Here is an 18531-nt window from a genome sequence, read left to right on the forward strand (position 1 = left end):
GTCTTTCCCTTCCCTAGCGGCTCGACCGGGTGGTCAGGCCTTGTGACTCTTGGGCTCGATCACCGCGACATCGCCGTCGAGCTGCTCCTCGCCCTCCTCCTCGCGACCCGGCGTGCGCATGTTCCACTTCTTGATCACGAAGGAGAACACGAAGTAGTAGATCGCACCGTAGATCACGCCGACCAGCAGTAGCAGCAGCGGTTTCTGCGCGATGCCGAAGTTCAGCAGGTAGTCGATCGCACCGGCGGAGAAGGAGAACCCGTCGTGGATGCCCAGTGCGTTGGTCAGCGCGTGCGAGCTACCGGTGAGCACCGCGTGGATCAGGTACAGCGGCCAGGCCACGAACATGAAGGAGAACTCGATCGGCTCGGTGATGCCGGTGAGGAAGGAGGTCAGCGCGGCGGAGATCATGATGCCGCCGACGACCTTGCGCTGCGAGGGCCGTGCGTTGCGCCAGATGGCCAGCGCCGCGGCGGGCAGGGCGAACATGAAGATCGGGAAGAAGCCGGTCATGTAGCTGCCCGCGGTGGTGTCCCCGTGGAAGAACCGCGTCAGGTCACCGGTGTAGTCCTTGCCGTCGGCGCCGGTGAAGTGACCGGACAGGAACCACACCACCGAGTTGATGACGTTGTGCAGGCCGAAGGGCACCAGCAGGCGGTTGACCACACCGTAGATGCCGCCGCCGACGACCGGGTTGTTGGACACGAAGTTGCCGAAGGCGGTCAGGCCCGCGTTGAAGATCGGGTACAGCAGGCCGAAGATCACGCCGAGCACCATCAGCACCACGGAGTTGATGATCGGCACGAACCGGCGGCCACCGAAGAACGCCAGGTACGGTGGCAGCTTGGTGCGGTAGAACCGCTGCCACAGCAGGGCGCTGACGATGCCGACCACGATGCCCGCGAGCACACCGTAGGGCCAGCTGCCCGGGGGAATCGGCGCGTCGCCGACCTTCTTCGCCTCCACCGGGGCGAACACCTGGATGACCTGGGTGAACACCACGAACCCGACCGCGGCGGCCACCGCTGTCGACCCGTCGCCCTTGCGGGCGAAACCGACCGCGATGCCGACCGCGAACAGCAGCGGCAGCCAGTTGAACAGGCCACCGCCCGCCGCGGCCAGCACCCCGGCGACCTTCTGCATGAACGGGTTCTTGAAGCTGCCGAGCAGGTCGTCCTGGCCGAGGCGCAGGAGCAGGCCTGCCGCGGGCAGCGTCGCGATCGGCAGCATCAGGCTGCGGCCGAGGCGTTGCAGCCCCGCCAACCCCTTGTTGCTGCCCGCGACCGTGGGGGCGCTGGCACTCATCGGTTTCCTCCGTGGGGAAGCGGACCGGAACCTGGGGTGCCCCGGTCCAACTGCATGGTTACCTGGTAGAGATCGCCCCGGTACCAGGACGTCATGTCCTCGACCGGCTGTGCGTCTGCGGTGGAGATCCGCCGGAACACCAGCACCGGGGAGCCGGTGCGGATGCCGAGCAGGCGGGCGGTCTCCCGGTCGGCGCCCTCGGCCCACACGGTCTGCCTGCCGTGGTTGAGCTGGACCCCGTAGTCCTCGGCCATCAGCGTGTACAGGGAGCGGCTCAGGTCCGCGCCGAGCAGGCCGGGCAGCTTGCGGCGGTTGTACCAGCCGCGCTCCACGGCCAGCGGGGTGCCGTCCGCGCGGCGCAGGCGGAACAGCTGGTAGGCCGTCTCGGTGGGCTCCAGGCCCAGCGCGGTGACCACGGCGGGCGGCGGGGCCAGTTCGGCGCAGGAGAGCACCTCGGTGCTGGGCTCGTGGCCCCTGCGGCGCATGTCGTCGGTGAAGGACTCCAGGTAGAGCTGGACCTCCATGCGGCGCTGGGCGGTGAACGTGCCGCGCCCGCGGGCCCTGGTCAACAGGCCCTCAGCGACCAGTTGGCCGACCGCGGCGCGGACCGTCAGCCGGGACACCCCGTACTGGTCGGCGAGGTCGCGCTCGCTGGGGATCGGCGACCCCGAGGGCAGTTCGTGCTCGGCGAGCCTGCGCAGGATCTCCCGCAGTTGGGCGTGCTTGGGCTTGGGTCCGTCGACGATCCGGTTGGTGGTGTGATCCACTCCCTCGAACTGGGCCACCACCCCTCCTCGAATCCTCGTTCTCGGCCCCTGGGGTCGATCCCAGTCGCCGATATTGGTACGTTCCGGTCTAGACCAGTTGGTGCGGGGAGGATGCGCCGCCGGGCGACCGGGTGTCAACTACCGTTACGCGTTCGTACTGCGTGATGGCACCATCCGGCCGACACGCGTACGACTGGCGGCCGGTTGTGCAACGACGAGCGAGAGCAGGACGAGATGGCTGACGACAGGGCGGCGAAGATCCTGGCCGCGATCGGTGGTCCCGACAACATCATCGAGATCGAGCCGTGCATCACCCGGCTGCGTTGCGAGCTGGAGGACGGCTCGAAGGTGGACGAGGCCGCGCTGAAGGCCGCTGGGGCTCACGGCGTGCTGCGTGCGGGTTCCGTGGTGCAGGTCATCGTGGGCCCCGAGGCCGACACGATCGCCAGCGACATCGAGGACCTGCTGTGACTCTCACGGTGCTCAGCCCGGTCAGCGGTGAGGTCGTGCCGCTGAGCGAGGTGCCGGACCCCGTGTTCGCCCAGGCCATGGTCGGCCCGGGCATCGCCGTGCAGCCCGAGCGGACGGCGGGCGACGCGGTGTCCCCTGTGGACGGCACGGTCGTCACCCTGCACCCGCACGCCTTCGTGGTGGCCACCGAGAGCGGCGCCGCGGTGCTGGTGCACCTGGGCATCGACACCGTCAAGCTCAAGGGCGAGGGCTTCACCCTGCACGTGGTCAAGGGTGAGACGGTGCGCGCGGGGCAGCCGGTGATCGGCTGGAACCCGGCCGAGATCGAGCAGGGCGGCCGTTCGCCGATCTGCCCGGTGATCGCGCTGGACGCCTCGGCGGAGTCCCTGGTGGACGTGCACGAGCCCGGCCCGGTCAAGGCGGGGGAAGCGCTGCTCACCTGGCAGCGTTGAGCGTCCTGGACGAGCGAATGTGCCTTTCAGCCCGGAATCGGGGCTGAAAGGCACATTCGTCCACGCAGTTCTTGGTCGGTCCGGTGTGGACGGGCAGCGTGGAGGTCGTGCAGACCGACATCCCGTCCCAGGTGGACGTTGAGCCCGGCTCAGCCCACCGGGACCTCCGAGGGGCGCTCGACCGCCCGCGTGGCCCGCAGCGAGGCCGCCGCGGCGGCCAGCGCCAGCGCGCCGAAGCAGGCCGTGATCACGGTGAAGGCGTGCGTGCCCGGCCCGGGCCCGGGGACCTCGGCCATGCCCAGGTACGCCGTTCCCGCCGCCGCCACGCCCACCGCGCCCCAGATCTGCGCGTTGGTGCTGATCACCCCGCTGATGTCGGTGGCGTACCGGGTCGGGGTCGCCGCGGTCAGGTGGGTGATCAGCGAGGCCGAGCTCAGGCCGAGCCCGAACCCGCCCACCCCGAGCACGGCCAGCAGCAGGGCGTCCCCGCCGTGCCCTGCCGCCACCACGGCGCTGGTGGCCAGGTAGGCCAGCGCCAGGATGCCGCAGCCCGCCGCGGGCAGCACCGGCACGAGCCGGGACGGCAGCCGGGGCAGCAGCGGCCCCGCCACGCCGAAGGCGGCCACCCAGGTCACCAGCGCGAAGCCCGAGTAGGCGGGACTGAGGCCGAGCCCGCTCTGGAGGTAGACCGCCAGCACGAACAGCAGCGCGAGGTAGGTCAGGGTGCTCGCGCCGTGCGCGACGAGCCCCCACCGCACCGCGGGGCGGTTCACCAGCGACAGGTTCACCAGCGGGTGCCCGCCGCGCGCGGTGGTCCTGCGCTGCACCAGCACGAACCAGCCGAACGCGGGCAGGCTCGCCAGCAGGCACAGCCAGGTCCACACCGGCCAGCCCGCCTCCCGGCCGAACACCAGCGGCACCACGGCCAGCAGCAGGGCCAGCGAGAGCACGGCCACCCCGAGCAGGTCCAGTTGCCTGCCGCGCCCCGACCTGCCGTCGACCGGCAGATAGCGGATCGCGGCGGCCAGCAGCGCGATCCCCAGCGGCACGTTGATCAGGAAAATCGGCCGCCAGCCGCTGCCGAACAGGTCGGCGGACACCAGCACCCCGCCGAGCAGCTGCCCGAGCACCGCACCCCCGGACAGGGCCAGGCTGTAGTAGCCGATCGCCGTGGCCCGGGCGCCGCCCTCGAAGTTCAGTTGGATCCCGCTGAGCACCTGCGGCACCATCAGCGCCGCCGCGGCGCCCTGCACGACCCTGGCCGCGATCAGCCAGCCCGTCCCGGGAGCCAGCCCGCAGGCCAGCGAGGCCAGCACGAACCCGCTGAGCCCGAGGATGAACAGCCGCCGGTAGCCGTGGATCGCGCCCAGCCGCGCGCCGGTGATCAGCAGCACCGCGTAGGCCAGGATGTAGCCGGAGACCACCAGTTCCAGCTCCCCGCCGCTGGTGTGCAGGGTGTCCTGAATGGACGGTGCTGCGGTGTTCACGATCGCCAGGTCCACGTTGACCATGAGCTGACCGCTCAGCAGCACGGCGAGCAGCCACCGCGCGCCGACCGGCAGTGCGTTCACGGCCGCGCCCTCGTGCCGTCCAGCACCGGCGGCCAGGTCATCCCGAGGAAGTCCGCCACCACCAGGTCGGCCTCGGTGAGCTGGGAGCCGGGCCGGGTGGTGGTCACCGCGACGCAGGCCGCGCCGGCGGCCTTCGCGGCGGCCACCCCGGCGGGCGCGTCCTCGAACACCACCGTGTCCTGTGGGGACACCCCCAGGTGCCCGCAGGCGGTGAGGAAGCCCTCCGGGTGCGGCTTGCCCTCGGTGACGTCCTCCGAGGCGACGATGACCGCGAACAGCTCCGCCAGACCCAGCTCCGCCAGCAGGCCGCGCACGTCGTCCCGCCGCCCCGAGGACACGATCGCCGCGGGCACCCCGGCGGCGTGCACGGCCCGGACCAGTTCCGGTGCGCCGGGCACGGCCACGGCGCTGGGCACCTCCGCGACCGCCCAGTACCCCATGGCCTCCTCGAACAGCCCGTCCACGGTGCTGTCCGCCGGGAACAGGTGGACCCGTTCGGCCAGCACGTCCTGGCCCCGCCTGCCGGAGAAGGTCTTGAGCTCGGCCTCCTCCAGCGGCAGGCCGTACGTGGTGAACAGCCGCTGCCACGCCCAGCGGCTGCGCGGCTCGCTGTCGGCCAGGGTGCCGTCCATGTCGAACAGGGCGGCCTTGAAACCAGTGCTCATGCGCGATCCTCCAGCGCGAGGTAGAGGTCCTGCCAGGGGCGGCACCGCTCGAAGGCGGCGCTGGCCGCCGCCACGGCCACGTCGTTGCCCCGCCGGGCCGCGATCTGCAACCCGACCGGGACCCCGTTGGCCGCACGGCCCACCGGCAGGCTGGCTGCCGGGCTGCCGATGAAGTTGAACGGGCTGGTCATGGACCAGCCGACCTGCTCGTCGACGGGCTCGCCCGCCACGGTGGCCGGGCCCTTGGTCGTGCGGGTCGAGTCGTTGGCGATGCCCGTGACGCAGTTGACCGGGCTGACCACGAGGTCGTAGTCGTCGAACAGGTCCTCGAAGGCGTCGAGCACCTCGGTGCGGACGATGTCGTCCATCTTCGAGTCCACCGCCGAGGGCTGCGCGCCCAGCGTCGCGCTTTCGACGAACTCCGGCGCGATCCGGTCCCGCCACTCGCCGAGCATGTCCAGCCCGTTGCGCCGCGAGTACTCCACGGACTCCGCGTGGGCCACCTTCAGGTAGCGGCGCCACACGCTGGTCAGTTCCCCGTGCGGCAGGGGCAGTCGGAAGTCCACCTCGTCGACCTCGGCACCGGCCTGCGCCAGCACCGGCACGGCCGCGCGCACCAGGGCGTCGACCTCCGGCTCGACCGGGTAGCCGCCCAGCGTGGGCGTGTAGGCCACGCGCACGCCCGCCAGGGAGCGGTTCAGGTGGTCGCCGAGCCGGTCGTGCACCGGGAAGGAGTAGGGGTCGCGGGAGTGCGGCCCGGACATCAGGTCCAGCACCAGGGCCGAGTCCTCGACCGTGCGGGTCAGCGCGCCGAAGCACACCATGGGGTTGAGCCTGCGGAAGGCGTTGGGCCGGGCGGGCACCGCCACCCGGCCGAACGTGGTCATCAGGGTGAACACGCCGCAGAACGAGGCGGGCACGCGCAGCGAGCCGCCCGCGTCGGAGCCCTGGGCGATGGGCACCAGGCCCGCGGCCACCGCCGCCGCGCTGCCGCCCGAGGACCCGCCCGCGTTCATCGCCAGGTTGAACGGGGTGCTGGTCGGCCCGAACAGGCTGTTGTCGGTGGTGGCCTTGTGCCCGAACTCGGGGGTGTTGGTCTTGCCGACCACGATGGCCCCGGCGCGGACCAACCGCTCCACGCACTCCACCGTCTCGGTGGGCACCAGGTCGGCGTACACCGCGGAGCCCCGGGTCATGCGCACCCCGGCGACCGGGTCGAGGTCCTTGACCGCGATCGGCACGCCGTGCAGCGGGGGCAACGGCTCACCGGCCAGGACCGCGTGCTCGGCGCGTTGGGCGGCGTCGAGTGCCTGCTCCGGGCACAGGGTGACGAAGGCGTTCACCTCCGGGTTGCGCTGCTCGATGCGTTCCAGACAGGCCTTGACCACTTCAACCGGCGACACGTCCCGCCGCCTGATCATGTCTGCCAGCCGGGTGGCCGGCATGTGAGCGAAGTTGTCCACGATCGGAGAACACCACCTGTAGTCGTTCGGTTGCAGCTGGTCTCAGCTGCCGTTTCCGGTCAGGCGAACCTCGTCGCCGGTTGACGCGCGGCCACCGCGGACCACCGCGGCGACCACCCCGAGCACCAGGTCCGCGTGCTGGGCTATCGCCCGCAGCACGCGGTTGTCGCGCGGCAGTCCGCGCGTGGCGTTGTTGACCATTCCGCAGCGCCGCATCGGCGCCAGGACCTCCAGTTCCACCTCCGGGCCGATCCGCACGCGCCGGCCCAGCCAGTGCCGGTACCCCGGTTCGGCCCCGGGCCGGCCGCGCACCAGCACGGTGGGCCGCAGCCGCTCCGCCGCGACCGCGACCCCGGACAGCCGCTCCACGTGCTCGATCGCGGCGCTGCTGACCAGGTGCACCGGGCCGTCGTCGAAGTGCGAGGACCCGCACTCGCGCCGCAGGCCCAGTGGTGTGCCGAAGGCGGCACTGAGCACCGAGTCGATCTCCGGGGTGTCGCCCCGGTGCTCGGTGCCGTCGGCGAGCGTGATGACCGGCACCTCGCCGACGCACCGCGCGCTGGCCAGCGCGATGCCGGGGACCCGCCGGAAGCGCGCCGAGGTCTTGCCGCTGCCCAGCCTGCCGTCGGGCAGCCGCAGTGCCCACAACCGGTCCTGCCGCACGCCCCGCGCGTCGAAGTCCACAGTGGACAGAAGCTCGCCCGCCATCGACTTCACCGGGTACCGGCGCAGTTGTTCGACCCAGCCGATCCGCACGGGCTGACCACCTCCCCGGCCCGCTCAGCCGCTCACGAGCAGGCGCACGCCGAAACCCAGGAACACCAGGCCGAGCAGGACCTCGGCCGCCCGCGTCACCGAGGGGACCACCAGGTACCTGCTCAGCCAGTGGGCCAGCTGGATCCAGATCACCAGCCAGGCCAGACCCATCGCCAGGTAGACGGCCGCCAGCAGCACCACCGCCGAGGTCGCCCCCGGCCCGGTCGGCACGAACTGGGGCAGGAACGCCACCAGGAACAGCCCCACCTTCGGGTTGGACCCGGTGCACGCCAGCCCCTGCCAGAAGGCCCTGCCGTGCTGGGGCGGGGCGCTCGCCCCGGGCGCGTCGGCGGGGGTGCGCAGCGCCGAGCGCAGGGTCAGCACCCCCCAGCCGAACAGCACCGCCGCGCCCACCCAGCGCAGCGCCGTGAACAGCCAGGGTTCGGTCTGCAACAGCAGGGCCAGCCCGGCCAGCCCGATCGCCGCGTGCAGCGCCCCCGCCGTGATCATCCCGGCCGCGGCGGCCAGCGCGGGGCCCTGCCTGCGGTCCCTGAGCAGCATGCGCGTGATCAGCAGCAGGTCCGGGCCGGGGGTTATGATCACCAGCAGCGAGCTGAGCAGGAACCCCGCGCTGATCATGTCGGTACGGCCTCGGCGAGGACCTCCAAGCCCGCCTCCGCGCGCCGCACGGCCGCCTCGTCGGCGAGCACCTGCTCCCGGTCGGGGTGTGCGAGCACGACGAAGCCCAGGTCGAAGGTGGCGAACAGGTCCTCGGTGACCCCGATGCGGTCCCCGGCACGCACGTTGATCACCGACTCGAAGTGGCTGGCCAGCTCCCCGATCGCCGACAGCGAGGCGGCGCTGCGCACCACGCCCGCGGTCCGGCTCATCAGGAACGCCACCCGCACGTGCCTGCGCAGCTGGTAGTCCCCGGGGATCTCGCCCTGCCCGGTGAAGTACCGGACCGCTCGGTCGACCTGGCTGTCCCCGGTGGCCGCGCGGCAGTACCGCGGGTGGCCACCGCCGTGTGGTCGCACCCCGACCTCGATCAGCCGGGGGCCGTCCGCGGTCAGCATCAGCTCGACGTGCGCGGTGCCGTACCGCAGTCCCACCGCGTCCAGCACCTGCTTCGCGTACGCGGTCACCACCGGGACCACCGGGTCCTCGGGCGCCAGCCACACCAGGCTCTCGTACACCGCCATGTGCACCCCGTTGTCCACCTTGCCGTAGCGGCACACGTCGGCAACGGTGTGCTCACCCCCGTGGCTGAACAGGTCCACCACGTACTCCGTGCCCACGGCGTACTCCTGGACCAGCAGTTGCTCGTTGACTAGGCCGAGCCGGTTCGGCCGACCGATCTGGCCCTCGAAGACCTGCTGCCAGCCCCGGCCGCCCGGCACCTTGGTCACCCCGTCGGTGCCCGCGCTCTTCGGCGGTTTGACCACCAGGTCCCGCCCGGCCAGCCCGGACTCGGCGATCCACGCGGCCACCCGCCCCGGGTCGTCCGTGCAGATCTGGGGGATGGTCGGCAGCCCGGCCCGCGCCACGGCCTCGGCCATCGCGCCCTTGTGCCGCCGCGCGTCGGTCAGCTCGGGCACGTTGGCCAGCTCGGGCAGCACCGCCGCGGTGAGGCGGTCGGCCAGCTCCACCCCGGACTCGCAGCCGGGCAGCACGCACAGCGGGTCCAGCTCGCGCAGCCGCCGCTGGGTCTGCGCCAGGTCACCGTGGTGCGTGATGACCTCCGGGTAGTCCTGCGGCCGGAACGAGGCCGCGTACACCTGCGGCGGGACCGGGCTGGAGACCAGGGCGAGCACTGGCACCCCCGCCTGCTGGAAGGCGGGGGCGAACAGCGCGCCCGAGGAGTACGGGTCGACGATCACCGCCGGACGGCGAGCAGTGCTCAACTGCGGTCCTCCAAGGTCTTGCCCGCGAGGTCCGCGGACAGTGGCCGGTGGGTCAGGTGGTGCGGTGTTCCCGCCTCGTGCGGGAACACCGCCGTCGCCCGGTTCCCATTGCGCACCACGGGCACGCCCGAGCTGAGCGCCCGGCGGACCGAGCTGGCCCGCTCGTGCCAGGGGCACACCAGGCGGGCCCGGTCCGGCTCGACCGTGGCCAGGTGCAGCGGGCCGCCCCGGTGCGGGCAGCGGGCGGGCAGCACGAAGGAGCCGAGCCGGGACCGGGCGTACACGTAGGGCATGTCCTCGACGGTCACGCAGTTGCCCGCACCGCTGACCGCGAAGCTCAGGACAAGCATTTCTCGTAGTCCCCCACCGAGTGGATCTCGTACACGCACTCGTCCGACTCGATGATCGCACCGTGCAGCCGGTTGCGGTTGATCACGGTGCCCTCGCCCGCCTCCAGGATCTGGAAGGAGTTGAACCCGCTGACGAACCGCATGGTCCCGGACACGATGTGGCACAGCTCGTCGCCGTTGTGGCAGTGGGTGTTGGACAGTTCGCCGTGCGGCTCCACGATGTGCGCCACCGGCGCGCTCACCCGGCCGCTCTGGATGGCCTCCCACACCGGGGCGTGCAGCTCCTTGTTGCGCGGCCCGCCGTCCATCCAGGCGATCTGCCTGGCGAAGTCCTCGTCGGCGATCTCCGCGATCACCTGGAACTCCTCGAAGCCGCGCACGATCTCCGGGATGACCGCCTCGCCGCAGGCCTCCACCACCGGGAGGATGATCTTCTCCAGGGCCATCCGGCCGTGGTGCTGGTCGATGTGCACGTGCTCGGTGAAGTACTGGGTGTCCACCGTGCCCGGGAACACGTGCCGCAGCAGCTCGTCCGCGCGGCGGCAGAAGTCCACGAGCGTGGTCTCGGTGTAGTACAGGGCCCCGAGGTAGCGGAAGAACAGCTCGTGGTTCTTGCCCAGGTAGTGGAAGTAGTTGTTCATCATCAGGCTGCTGGACAGGTAGTACTGCCAGTAGTGGTGCACGTCGGTCCGCAGGCCGACCGACTCCAGCGTGCGCTCGAACAGCTTGCTGTGCTTGGTGTCGTGCACCCCGTAGCCGTACTCGTCGATGATGACCTTGAACCACTCGGACTGCGCCTCGCCGTAGTAGCCCAGGGCGTTGCGGATCATGGGGGAGGCCTCGGACAGGAAGTCGGGGGCGAACTGGATGAGCCACATGCGCGCGGCCCGCTCCGGGTCGCTTGAATTCCTGATAGCGCTTTCCGGCTTCGACGGCTCCTGGGGACGGTCTTCCAACGTCCGGAGGAATGCCTCGAGGGAATCCTTGGTCCACTTGCCGGACACCTCGACCTCGGTGTCCAGGAAACCGAAGACGTGACGTTCCAGCGCGGGCCGGACCATCTCACCGAGCACGCGGTTGGACGAGCTGTAGAAGTTGGTGAAGTCCGCCCACTTCGCCGGGTCGGAGAGCCCGGACTTGGGGAAGAAGACCAGATCGGTCTCGTAAATCGTGGTGAGGATGCGCTGAGCGGCCAGGTTCTCGTAGTCCAGGATCTCGTCCCGGCCCAACACGCGATCGAAGTCCAGGTGTTCGACCACCTGTGGCCGCAACTGCCTGCGGTACGGGTTGTCGTCGTTCTCCCACTCCTCGTTGTCGAGGTAGAGGGGATTGCTGGTGTACCGCTTGACCGCTTCCCTGAGGTCGGCGCCTCCCAGTTCGAAGGGGCGGTACGGTCCCACGTTGCTCATGGTTCTCCCCAGTTGAATGGTTAGGCCACACTCGCGAAGAGTTTCGTGTCGTCCCACTGGATCGTCACGTCCACGGTGCGCAGAGCACGCACCGGAACCGGCTCCGCGAACGGGATGAAAGCCTGCATCCAGTGCGACCCGATGTTGTCGGGCGAATTCCTGAGCACGATTCCGCCGCCCAGGTCCATCTCGAACCACGCGACGACACCGTGCGCGGTCCCGTCCGCGACGGGATGCAGCGGCACGCGCCGCTGCCCGTTGTCCAGGTCGCCGTGCTCGATGTCGAAGTCGACCAGCTCCGCGTGCTCGCTGAGCACCCGGTGCGGCCAGGTGGACAGCCGGACCGGGAAGTGCCCGCTGGTCGCCGTCACGTTGAGGGCCCTCATGTCGAAGCCCGCGGCCACGGTGACCCGGTTGAACCCGGCGACGACCTTGCTCTCCAGCAGGGCGCCGCGCAGCCTGCCCGAGGGCGGCATGATGCGGCCGCCCGGTGCGAGCAGGTGTTGCCTCGCGTGCCGCATGGTCGGCAGCAGGCCCTCGCCGATCAGCCCGCAGTCCACGATCTCGGACACGATGAGGTCGGCCCGGTCCGGCAGGTCCCGGCCGGCCACGAGTTCGGTGGACATCGCGGGCACGACGGTGATGAACTCCGACATCCCGTGCTCACCGATCACCTGTCGTGCGATCTCGGCGAGAATGGGATTCGCCTCGCAGGTGGTCACCTTGGTGGCCCCGGCCTGCACGGCCATGAGCGCGAGCAACCCGCTTCCGGAACCGATGTCCAGCACGTGCATGCCCGGTTTTATCTGCCGTTCCAGCGCCACGGCGAGTGCGTCGTTGCGTTCCGCGTCGTTCAGCATGGCGAAGTGCCAACGTGGAATTGACCGCTGTGATACGCGGGTGACCGTTTCGGTCTTGTTCTGCTCCGAATGGAGCGCCGACAGCGCCTGGAGGTTCATGTCAAGCGCCTGCTGGACCTGTGCGTGGCTCGCCTTGGCGGCAGCGAGTAGTAGCCGGTTGGCGGCAAATGGTGCAGCGTCCAACTCCGCCTGCGAATAACTGTCAACTGGCAAACGTGTGCTGTCGCTCAAATGTCATCCCCCTAGGACGCCCTGCTGTGGGCGTCGCGAAATGCGCCGGACTGTGCCCGGCGTACCGGAGTGTGTGCGATCTTCAGTGCACTACGTATGATGAACGTGCGGCAAAGGATTCCCCCTGATTCCGCGAATAATCGCAGCCCCCAAGTTGGATCCATCGACGATAACCAGATCGTCTACTTCATCGTCCCAAAAGCAGTCTTTTTGTCAACTACCGATACCTGTTGGTGACCGTATGGAGCAACCGGGGGAGGGGCGTGACTCCGCTGCGTGACTCGAACTGTCGCGTCCCGAGCGTTCTCTCCGCCACCTGAGCTAGGCCGACCGTAGCGGGGTGCAACCACATCGCGGGCTCTGGTGTTCTTGCGTGCATGGAGGAGGAGACGGACGAGGCGCTGCTGGCCGGTCTGGCCGAGGACCTGGACGCCGGGTTCCACCGCCTGGTCCGCGACCACGAGCCGTTGGTGCACTCGGTCGTACTGCGTGCCTCCGGACGGCCCGAGGAGGCCGAGGACCTCGCCGCGGAGACCTTCCTGCGGGCCTACCGAGCCCTGCGCGGCTACGACCGCGCGCGGATCCTCGCCCTGCGCCTCAAGCCCTGGCTGCTCACCATCGCCCTCAACACCTGGCGCAACGCCGCCCGCGACGCCAGCAGGCGCCCGCACCACGTGCCGGTGGCGACTCTGCCCGAAAGGCTGCACGAAGGGCCCGGGGTCGAGGAGCTGGTGGAAAGCGGTGAGAGCCAACGTGAACTCGGTGCCCTGCTGGCGGATCTGCCGCAGGCACAACGAACAGCGGTGGTGCTGCGGCACGTCGCGGGGCTGTCGATGACCGAGGTGGCCGCCGTGCTGGGCTGCCCCGAGGGCACCGCCAAGTCCCACGTCTCCCGGGGACTGCGGCGATTGCGCCTGCTGTGCACCGACGGGCCGCCACCGACCGCACTGCCCGAGCCCACAGGCAGGAGGGACCGGCGATGACGACCAACGGATCCGACCCCCTCGCGCGGGCGCTCGGCGAATTGCTCGCCGCCCCGCCGACCAGCCTCGTGGACCGCGTCTTCAGCCGGTGGATCCGGGTACCCGGTCCGATCGGCGAACTGTACGTGGCCAGCACCGATCGGGGGATCGACTGCGTGCTCCCGGCCGAGTGCGCGCCCGGTGGCAGCGCGGAGTTCCTTGCGCACTACCGAGATCTGCGCGGTCGGCCGCTGCTGCCCGCCGAACGGCCGCCCGCGGGCCTGCTTCCGGCCCTGCGCAAGGGATCCGCCCGGTCGCTGCGCTTCGACCTCGATGGCCTCAGCCAGTTCGACCGGGAGGTGCTCGCCGTGGTGCTGCGCATCCCGTCGGGGCAGACCCGGCCGTACAGCTGGGTTGCCCGCGAGGTGGGCCGCCCGTCGGCGGTGCGCGCGGTCGGGTCCGCGCTGGTGCGCAACCCGGTGCCCGTGCTGGTGCCCTGCCACCGGGTGACCCGCGTGGGCGGCGTCCTCGGCGAGTACGTGTTCGGGACGCCCATGAAGGAGTCCCTGCTGCGGGCGGAGAACCTCGACCTGGAGGAGGTGCGGTCGCTCGCGCGGGCACGCGTGCACTTCCTGGGCAGCGACACCACGGGCATCGTGTGCTTCCCGACCTGCCACCACGCCAGGCGGATCACGGCCCCGCACCGGCGTGGGTTCCGCAGCGTGGAGCAGGCCGCCGACGCGGGGTACCGGCCCTGCCGCCACTGCCGTCCCGGCCCCGTCGACCAGCCCGCCTGAGAGGACCGCCCGTGACCGCACCGCTGCTGACCTTCGACACCACCGTGGGGCCGTTGACGATCGGCGCCTCCGACACCGGGCTGACGGTCTGCTCCTTCGACTCGGCCGAGGAGGTGGCCGGCCGTTACCCGCTCGAACCCGCCACCGGTGCGGCGCCGCAGTGGCTTGAGCTCGCCCGTGAGGAGATCGGTGCCTACCTCGACGGGGCGTTGCGCGAGTTCACCGTTCCGGCCGACCTCCGGTACGCGCACCTCGGCGACCGGCGGATCCTGGCCGGGCTGGACTCGGTGCGGTACGGCCAGACCACGACCTACGGCCGGTTGGCCGAGTCCCTGGGACTGCCGCCGACCGCGGCCCGCGCCGTCGGCCGGGCGATGGCCCTCAACCCGGTGCTGATCGTGGTGCCCTGTCACCGGGTGCTCGGCGCGGGCGGCGCACTGATCGGCTACGCGGGTGGGCTCACCGTCAAACGGCGGCTGCTGGACGTGGAGGCGGTCGACCGGACTCCGCAGCTCGACCTGTTCTGGAACAGCTGACCGCCCGTTCCGAGCGAATGGCACATTCGCCCACGAACCTCTTGGGGTGCCAGCGGTTCCCGATCCACAGTGGACCCATGGATCTCCGGACCTGGACCGCTCTGCTCGCGTTCGTGACGGGCCTGCCCGCGGGCGCAGCCGGACGAGTGCTGCTCAGACGCCTGCGTAGAGGGACCCGCGTGCCGCCACCGTGGTGCGAGCTCGCGGTGGCCGGGCTGTGGGCGCTGGCCGGATGGCTGCTGCCCGCGTGGTGGCTGCCCGTGCCGCTCGCGCTGGCCTGGTTCGGCGTGCTGCTCGCCGCCACCGACCTCGCCCACCGCAGGCTGCCCGACGCGCTGACCCTGCCCGCCTACCCCGTGGTGGCCCTCGCCCTGTGCTGCGCCGCCCTGATCGGTCCCAGCTCCGGCCTGCTGCCCCGCGCGCTGCTCGCCGGAGCCCTGTTCTTCGCCGCACACCTGGTGATCCGGCTCGCGTCCCCCGTGGCCCTCGGCGCCGGTGACGTCAAGCTGTCCGGAGTGGTCGGCGCCGCGCTCGGTGCCGTGTCCTGGCCCGCCCTGCTGGTCGGCGCCCTCGCCGCCGCCACGATCACGGCCCTGCTCACCCCGCTGACCGCCCGCGGTGGCCTCACCCCACACGGCCCCGGCCTGCTCGCCGCCACCTACCTCCTCACCCTCGTCCCGCCCTGACCCACCCCACCGCGAGTCCCGCCCAGCCGACGGCGAGTCCCGTTCAGCCGACGGCGAGTCCCGCTGTCCGGGCCGCGAGTCCCGCTTTGCTGACCGCGAGTCCCGCCCAGCCGACGGCGAGTCCCGTTCTGCGGGCCGCGAGTCCCGTTCTGCGGGCCGCGAGTCCCGCTGTCCGGCCCGCGAGTCCCGCTGTCCGGCCCGCGAGTCCCGCTGTCCGGGCCGCGAGTCCCGCGAGAAGTCCTTGGTGCGACAGCGGTCCGATCCCGCGCGGCACACCGAGGTCCGGGCGGAACGGTCAGTTGAGGCCGGATTCCTGGGCCAGGATGGCGGCCTGCACCCGTGAGCGCAGGTCCAGCTTGGCCAGCACGCGGGAGACGTGGGACTTGACGGTGGCCTCGCTGATCCGCAGGCGGCGGGCGATCTGCTGGTTGGACAGCCCGGCGCCGAGGCAGGCGAGCACGTCGCGCTCGCGGTCGGTGAGCTGGTCGAGGGCGGGGCGGGTCCGCGGCGCGGGTGCGGTCGCGGCGAACGCCCCGAGCAGCCGGCGGGTCACGCCGGGGGCGAGCACCCCGTCCCCGGCGGCGACCAGCCGCACGGCCTCCACGAGCTGCGGGGCCTCGACCGACTTGAGCAGGAACCCGGCGGCACCGGCCCGCAGCGCCCCGTACACGTATTCGTCGAGATCGAAGGTGGTGAGCACGAGCACTTCGCACACGCCCTGGCCGACCAGTTCGGCGGTGGCCTGGATGCCGTCCACACCGGGCATGCGGACGTCCATCAGCACCACGTCCACGTCCAGCGCGCGGGCGTTGCGGACGGCGGCGGCACCGTCGGCGGCCTCACCGACCACCGAGATGCCCTCGGCGCGGTCCAGGATGAGCGCGAGACCGGTGCGGATGGCGGCGTGGTCGTCGGCGACGAGGACCCGGATCGTCACGCGGGCACCGCCACGAGCGGCAGCACGGCGTGCACCCGCCACACGGGGCCGTCCGGCCCGCAGGTGATCCAGCCGCCGACGGCCTCGGCGCGCTCGGCCATGGTCGCGGTGCCGGTCCCGCCACCGGGCACGGGCCCCGGCGAGCCGGTCAGGTCGTTGCTGACCTCGACCACGAGCTGCTCCTCCTGCCAGGTGATGGTGACCGCGGCGTGGGCGCCCGCCGCGTGCTTGGCGGCGTTGGTCAGCGCCTCCTGCACGATCCGGAAGGCGACCAGGTCCACCGCGACCGGCAGGTGCGGCGGCAGGTCCACGCTGGTGTCCAGGCGCAGCCCGGTGGCGCGGGCCGAGTCGATCAACCGCGCCAGCTCGGACAGCCTGGCCGGGGCCGTCGGCGGGTCCTCGGCGTGCCGCGAGCGCAGGATACCGATCATCGCTCGCATCTCGGTGAGCGAGGCGAGGCTGTTCTCGCGGATCGAGCGCAGCACCCGGCGGGTGGTCTCGGCGTCCTCCGGGCCGGTGGACAGCACGGCCTCGGACTGGATCGCGATGGCCGACAGGTGCCCGGCGATCACGTCGTGCAGGTCGCGGGCCATCCGGTTGCGCTCGTCGGTGACCGCGGCCTGTCGGTCCAGCTCCGCGATGACCTGGGCCTGTTCGGCGCTGACCCGGTGCGCCTCGGCGGCCTCGCGGTGCCGCCGCACGCTCAGCGCCCACCACATCGGCACCAGGGAGATCGGGACCAGGCCCAGCGCCGTGAGCAGACCCGAACGCCAGTCCGGCCGCTGCACGGCGGCCAGCACCGCCACGCCCACGGTCAGGACGTAGATCGACACCTCGACCGGGCGCTGCCAGCGCGCGGAACTGGTCAGTACCAACTGGTACAGGAACTCGCAGACCACCAGCAGCATGGGCAGCGAGAACGCCGTAGCGGGGGCCAGCAGCGCGGCGAGCGGCCACAGCAGCAGGCCGACCACGGGCAGCCGGGTCCGCAGCAGCAGGCCGAGGCAGGCCACCGCGAAGGCGCCGAGCACCCGCGGGGTGAGCGGGATCGTGCCGTCCAGCGCGAGGAACCCGCACCCGACCAGGTAGGCGCAGGGGGCGAACACCAGGTCGAACCGGCTCGGTCGGATCAGCGGCACCGGGCCATCACAGCACAGGCCGTGACCTGCGCACCTCGTTCGAAGGTGGCGGACGGGGTGCGACGAAGTGATGAGACGGCGCTGCGACCGATCGCCGACGACGTGTCGCCGCGCGGCCTGGAGGCTGGCGGCATGTCCACCATCCAGGGCCGACTCACGGCCGTCGACGTGCTCCGGGGCATCGCGATCCTGGGCACGTTGGGAACCAACATCTGGCTGTTCACCAGCCCCCACGGTCCCGTCAGCGGGCTGGCCGAGGGCGGCACAGTGCACGCGGTGCTGCTCTACCTCTGCAACGGCAAGTTCCTGGGCCTGCTCACGGTGCTGTTCGGCGTGGGGCTGGAGTTGCAGTACCGGTCGGCCCGGCGCGACGGCAGGCGCTGGCCCGGCTGGTACCTGTGGCGCAGCGCCCTGCTGCTGGCCGAGGGCGCCGCGCACTACGTGCTGATCTTCGAGTTCGACGTGCTGATGAGCTACGCGGTGACCGCGGTGCTGGTGTCCTTCCTGGTGTCCAGGAGCACGCGGGTGATCAGGACGTGGATGATCACCTTGGGCGGGCTGCACGTCCTGTCGATGGGCCTGATCACGGCCTACCTGGTCAGCGCGGGCGACTTCACGATCTCGGCGGGCGGGACCACGCTCTACAGCGCGGGCAGCTGGCCCGACCAGGTCGCGAACCGACTGCACAACCTGTTCGCCTTCCGCCTGGAAGCGATCTTCATCCTGCCGATGTCCACGGTGCTGTTCCTGGCCGGGGTCCTGCTGCTGCGCGCGGGCGTGTTCCAGGACACGGCCGTCGGCGCCCGGTTGCGCACCAGGCTGGTGGTGGTCGGCCTGGGGGTGGCCGCCCCGCTGAACCTGCTCACCTCGCTGGCGGGCGGCGGCTGGTTCTTCGCCGACCGCTACCTGTTGCCGCCCCTGGTGGCCCTGGGCCTGCTCGGGCTCGTCACCAGCGTGCTGCTGCGCCTGCGCGCCGAGCCCGGTGTGCTGCGCAGGGGGCTGACCTCGGTGGGCCGCTGCGCGCTGTCCTGCTACGTGTTCCAGAACCTGGTGGCCAGCGTGCTCTGCTACGGCTGGGGCCTGGGCCTTGCCGCGAAGCTGGACGCCTTCCGGCCGTGGTGGGTGCCCCTGGCCTGGGCGGGCATCGGCGCGTTGTTCATGAGCCTGGCCACGTGGTGGCTGCGCAGGTTCGGGCGCGGGCCGCTGGAGGCGGCGTGGAACTGGGCCTACCGCGCCCCGCAGCGTCAGCTCGTCGGCTGAGAACGACGCG

At 71.4% G+C, this 18531-nt stretch carries 20 protein-coding genes; 7 read left to right on the top strand and 13 right to left on the bottom strand.

The annotated features are described in order from the left end of the window. Nucleotides 1–33 precede the first annotated feature (33 nt). Together KALB_RS13470 and KALB_RS13475 are read right to left on the bottom strand one after the other, a co-directional pair. Nucleotides 34–1305, bottom strand: a complete 1272-nt coding sequence (locus KALB_RS13470; RefSeq protein WP_025356240.1) for a PTS transporter subunit EIIC — start codon at nt 1303–1305, stop codon at nt 34–36. Continuing rightward, complete coding sequence (locus KALB_RS13475) at nt 1302–2090, bottom strand: GntR family transcriptional regulator (RefSeq protein WP_236650249.1); 789 nt, start codon at nt 2088–2090, stop codon at nt 1302–1304. The genes KALB_RS13470 and KALB_RS13475 overlap by 4 nt, the downstream gene beginning before the upstream one ends. 216 nt (nt 2091–2306) lie before the next feature. Between KALB_RS13475 and KALB_RS13480 the strand changes: the two genes are divergently transcribed. Both KALB_RS13480 and KALB_RS13485 read left to right on the top strand, forming a co-directional pair. Beyond that, nucleotides 2307–2543, top strand: a complete 237-nt coding sequence (locus KALB_RS13480) for a PTS sugar transporter subunit IIB (protein ID WP_025356242.1) — start codon at nt 2307–2309, stop codon at nt 2541–2543. Beyond that, nucleotides 2540–2995 carry a PTS sugar transporter subunit IIA gene (locus KALB_RS13485; RefSeq protein ID WP_025356243.1) on the top strand — a complete coding sequence of 152 codons (456 nt, stop codon included), beginning with the start codon at nt 2540–2542 and terminating at the stop codon, nt 2993–2995. Before KALB_RS13480 ends, KALB_RS13485 begins: the two co-directional genes overlap by 4 nt. Nucleotides 2996–3144: 149 nt before the next feature. On the opposite strand, the gene KALB_RS13490 is transcribed toward KALB_RS13485, so the two are convergent. The 9 genes from KALB_RS13490 to KALB_RS13530 are packed head-to-tail and all read right to left on the bottom strand — an operon-like array spanning nt 3145 to nt 11973. Then, nucleotides 3145–4566 carry an MFS transporter gene (locus KALB_RS13490; protein ID WP_236650250.1) on the bottom strand — a complete coding sequence of 474 codons (1422 nt, stop codon included), beginning with the start codon at nt 4564–4566 and terminating at the stop codon, nt 3145–3147. Then, nucleotides 4563–5231 carry an HAD family hydrolase gene (locus tag KALB_RS13495; RefSeq protein ID WP_025356245.1) on the bottom strand — a complete coding sequence of 223 codons (669 nt, stop codon included), beginning with the start codon at nt 5229–5231 and terminating at the stop codon, nt 4563–4565. Before KALB_RS13495 ends, KALB_RS13490 begins: the two co-directional genes overlap by 4 nt. Beyond that, complete coding sequence (locus KALB_RS13500) at nt 5228–6694, bottom strand: amidase (protein WP_201771920.1); 1467 nt, start codon at nt 6692–6694, stop codon at nt 5228–5230. The genes KALB_RS13495 and KALB_RS13500 overlap by 4 nt, the downstream gene beginning before the upstream one ends. Nucleotides 6695–6736: 42 nt before the next feature. Next, nucleotides 6737–7450 (bottom strand): MOSC domain-containing protein, encoded by a 714-nt coding sequence (locus tag KALB_RS13505; RefSeq protein WP_025356247.1) that lies wholly within the window; start codon nt 7448–7450, stop codon nt 6737–6739. Nucleotides 7451–7474: 24 nt separating this feature from the next. Further along, on the bottom strand, nt 7475–8089 hold the full coding sequence (locus KALB_RS13510; RefSeq protein WP_025356248.1) for a LysE family translocator: 615 nt from the start codon (nt 8087–8089) through the stop codon (nt 7475–7477). Further along, on the bottom strand, nt 8086–9354 hold the full coding sequence (locus KALB_RS13515) for an ATP-grasp domain-containing protein (RefSeq protein ID WP_025356249.1): 1269 nt from the start codon (nt 9352–9354) through the stop codon (nt 8086–8088). The genes KALB_RS13510 and KALB_RS13515 overlap by 4 nt, the downstream gene beginning before the upstream one ends. After that, entirely contained in the window at nt 9351–9704 is a 354-nt protein-coding gene (locus KALB_RS43875) for a Rieske 2Fe-2S domain-containing protein (RefSeq protein WP_025356250.1), read from the bottom strand. Before KALB_RS43875 ends, KALB_RS13515 begins: the two co-directional genes overlap by 4 nt. Beyond that, nucleotides 9692–11113 (bottom strand): iron-containing redox enzyme family protein, encoded by a 1422-nt coding sequence (locus tag KALB_RS13525; protein ID WP_025356251.1) that lies wholly within the window; start codon nt 11111–11113, stop codon nt 9692–9694. The genes KALB_RS43875 and KALB_RS13525 overlap by 13 nt, the downstream gene beginning before the upstream one ends. Before the next feature lie 20 nt (nt 11114–11133). Beyond that, nucleotides 11134–11973, bottom strand: a complete 840-nt coding sequence (locus tag KALB_RS13530) for a class I SAM-dependent methyltransferase (protein WP_201771921.1) — start codon at nt 11971–11973, stop codon at nt 11134–11136. Between the two features lie 608 nt (nt 11974–12581). Between KALB_RS13530 and KALB_RS13535 the strand changes: the two genes are divergently transcribed. The 4 genes from KALB_RS13535 (at nt 12582) to KALB_RS13550 (ending at nt 15185) form a co-directional block, all read left to right on the top strand. Next, the gene (locus KALB_RS13535) at nt 12582–13187 is read left to right on the top strand and encodes an RNA polymerase sigma factor (RefSeq protein WP_025356253.1); all 606 of its coding nucleotides are present in this window, start codon (nt 12582–12584) and stop codon (nt 13185–13187) included. Further along, the gene (locus KALB_RS13540; RefSeq protein ID WP_025356254.1) at nt 13184–13963 is read left to right on the top strand and encodes a methylated-DNA--[protein]-cysteine S-methyltransferase; all 780 of its coding nucleotides are present in this window, start codon (nt 13184–13186) and stop codon (nt 13961–13963) included. The genes KALB_RS13535 and KALB_RS13540 overlap by 4 nt, the downstream gene beginning before the upstream one ends. Nucleotides 13964–13974: 11 nt before the next feature. After that, nucleotides 13975–14499 (top strand): methylated-DNA--[protein]-cysteine S-methyltransferase, encoded by a 525-nt coding sequence (locus KALB_RS13545; protein WP_025356255.1) that lies wholly within the window; start codon nt 13975–13977, stop codon nt 14497–14499. Between the two features lie 77 nt (nt 14500–14576). Continuing rightward, the gene (locus KALB_RS13550; RefSeq protein WP_025356256.1) at nt 14577–15185 is read left to right on the top strand and encodes a prepilin peptidase; all 609 of its coding nucleotides are present in this window, start codon (nt 14577–14579) and stop codon (nt 15183–15185) included. 295 nt (nt 15186–15480) lie between these two features. Here the strand turns inward: KALB_RS13550 and KALB_RS13555 are convergent, their stop codons facing one another. Beyond that, a complete protein-coding gene (locus KALB_RS13555) occupies nt 15481–16122 on the bottom strand; it encodes a response regulator (protein ID WP_025356257.1) in 642 nt (213 codons plus the stop codon). Beyond that, nucleotides 16119–17261, bottom strand: a complete 1143-nt coding sequence (locus tag KALB_RS13560; protein ID WP_025356258.1) for a sensor histidine kinase — start codon at nt 17259–17261, stop codon at nt 16119–16121. Before KALB_RS13560 ends, KALB_RS13555 begins: the two co-directional genes overlap by 4 nt. A 132-nt stretch (nt 17262–17393) precedes the next feature. Here KALB_RS13560 and KALB_RS13565 point away from each other — a divergent pair, with 132 nt between their 5' ends. Next, nucleotides 17394–18521: a DUF418 domain-containing protein gene (locus KALB_RS13565; RefSeq protein ID WP_030108664.1), complete on the top strand. Its 1128-nt coding sequence runs from the start codon at nt 17394–17396 to the stop codon at nt 18519–18521. Nucleotides 18522–18531: the final 10 nt, after the last annotated feature.

It is taken from the genome of Kutzneria viridogrisea DSM 43870, assembly GCF_000525635.1.
Lineage (GTDB): Bacteria > Actinomycetota > Actinomycetes > Mycobacteriales > Pseudonocardiaceae > Kutzneria > Kutzneria viridogrisea.

Bases quoted from the DNA above. Each gene is read 5' to 3' on its own strand.
- KALB_RS13565 (WP_030108664.1), top strand. From the start codon at position 17,394: ATGTCCACCATCCAGGGCCGACTCACGGCCGTCGACGTGCTCCGGGGC.
- KALB_RS13550 (WP_025356256.1), top strand. From the start codon at position 14,577: ATGGATCTCCGGACCTGGACCGCTCTGCTCGCGTTCGTGACGGGCCTG.
- KALB_RS13535 (WP_025356253.1), top strand. From the start codon at position 12,582: ATGGAGGAGGAGACGGACGAGGCGCTGCTGGCCGGTCTGGCCGAGGAC.
- KALB_RS13510 (WP_025356248.1), bottom strand. From the start codon at position 8,089: ATGATCAGCGCGGGGTTCCTGCTCAGCTCGCTGCTGGTGATCATAACC.
- KALB_RS13470 (WP_025356240.1), bottom strand. From the start codon at position 1,305: ATGAGTGCCAGCGCCCCCACGGTCGCGGGCAGCAACAAGGGGTTGGCG.
- KALB_RS13530 (WP_201771921.1), bottom strand. From the start codon at position 11,973: ATGCTGAACGACGCGGAACGCAACGACGCACTCGCCGTGGCGCTGGAA.
- KALB_RS13495 (WP_025356245.1), bottom strand. From the start codon at position 5,231: ATGAGCACTGGTTTCAAGGCCGCCCTGTTCGACATGGACGGCACCCTG.
- KALB_RS43875 (WP_025356250.1), bottom strand. From the start codon at position 9,704: ATGCTTGTCCTGAGCTTCGCGGTCAGCGGTGCGGGCAACTGCGTGACC.
- KALB_RS13525 (WP_025356251.1), bottom strand. From the start codon at position 11,113: ATGAGCAACGTGGGACCGTACCGCCCCTTCGAACTGGGAGGCGCCGAC.
- KALB_RS13540 (WP_025356254.1), top strand. From the start codon at position 13,184: ATGACGACCAACGGATCCGACCCCCTCGCGCGGGCGCTCGGCGAATTG.
- KALB_RS13480 (WP_025356242.1), top strand. From the start codon at position 2,307: ATGGCTGACGACAGGGCGGCGAAGATCCTGGCCGCGATCGGTGGTCCC.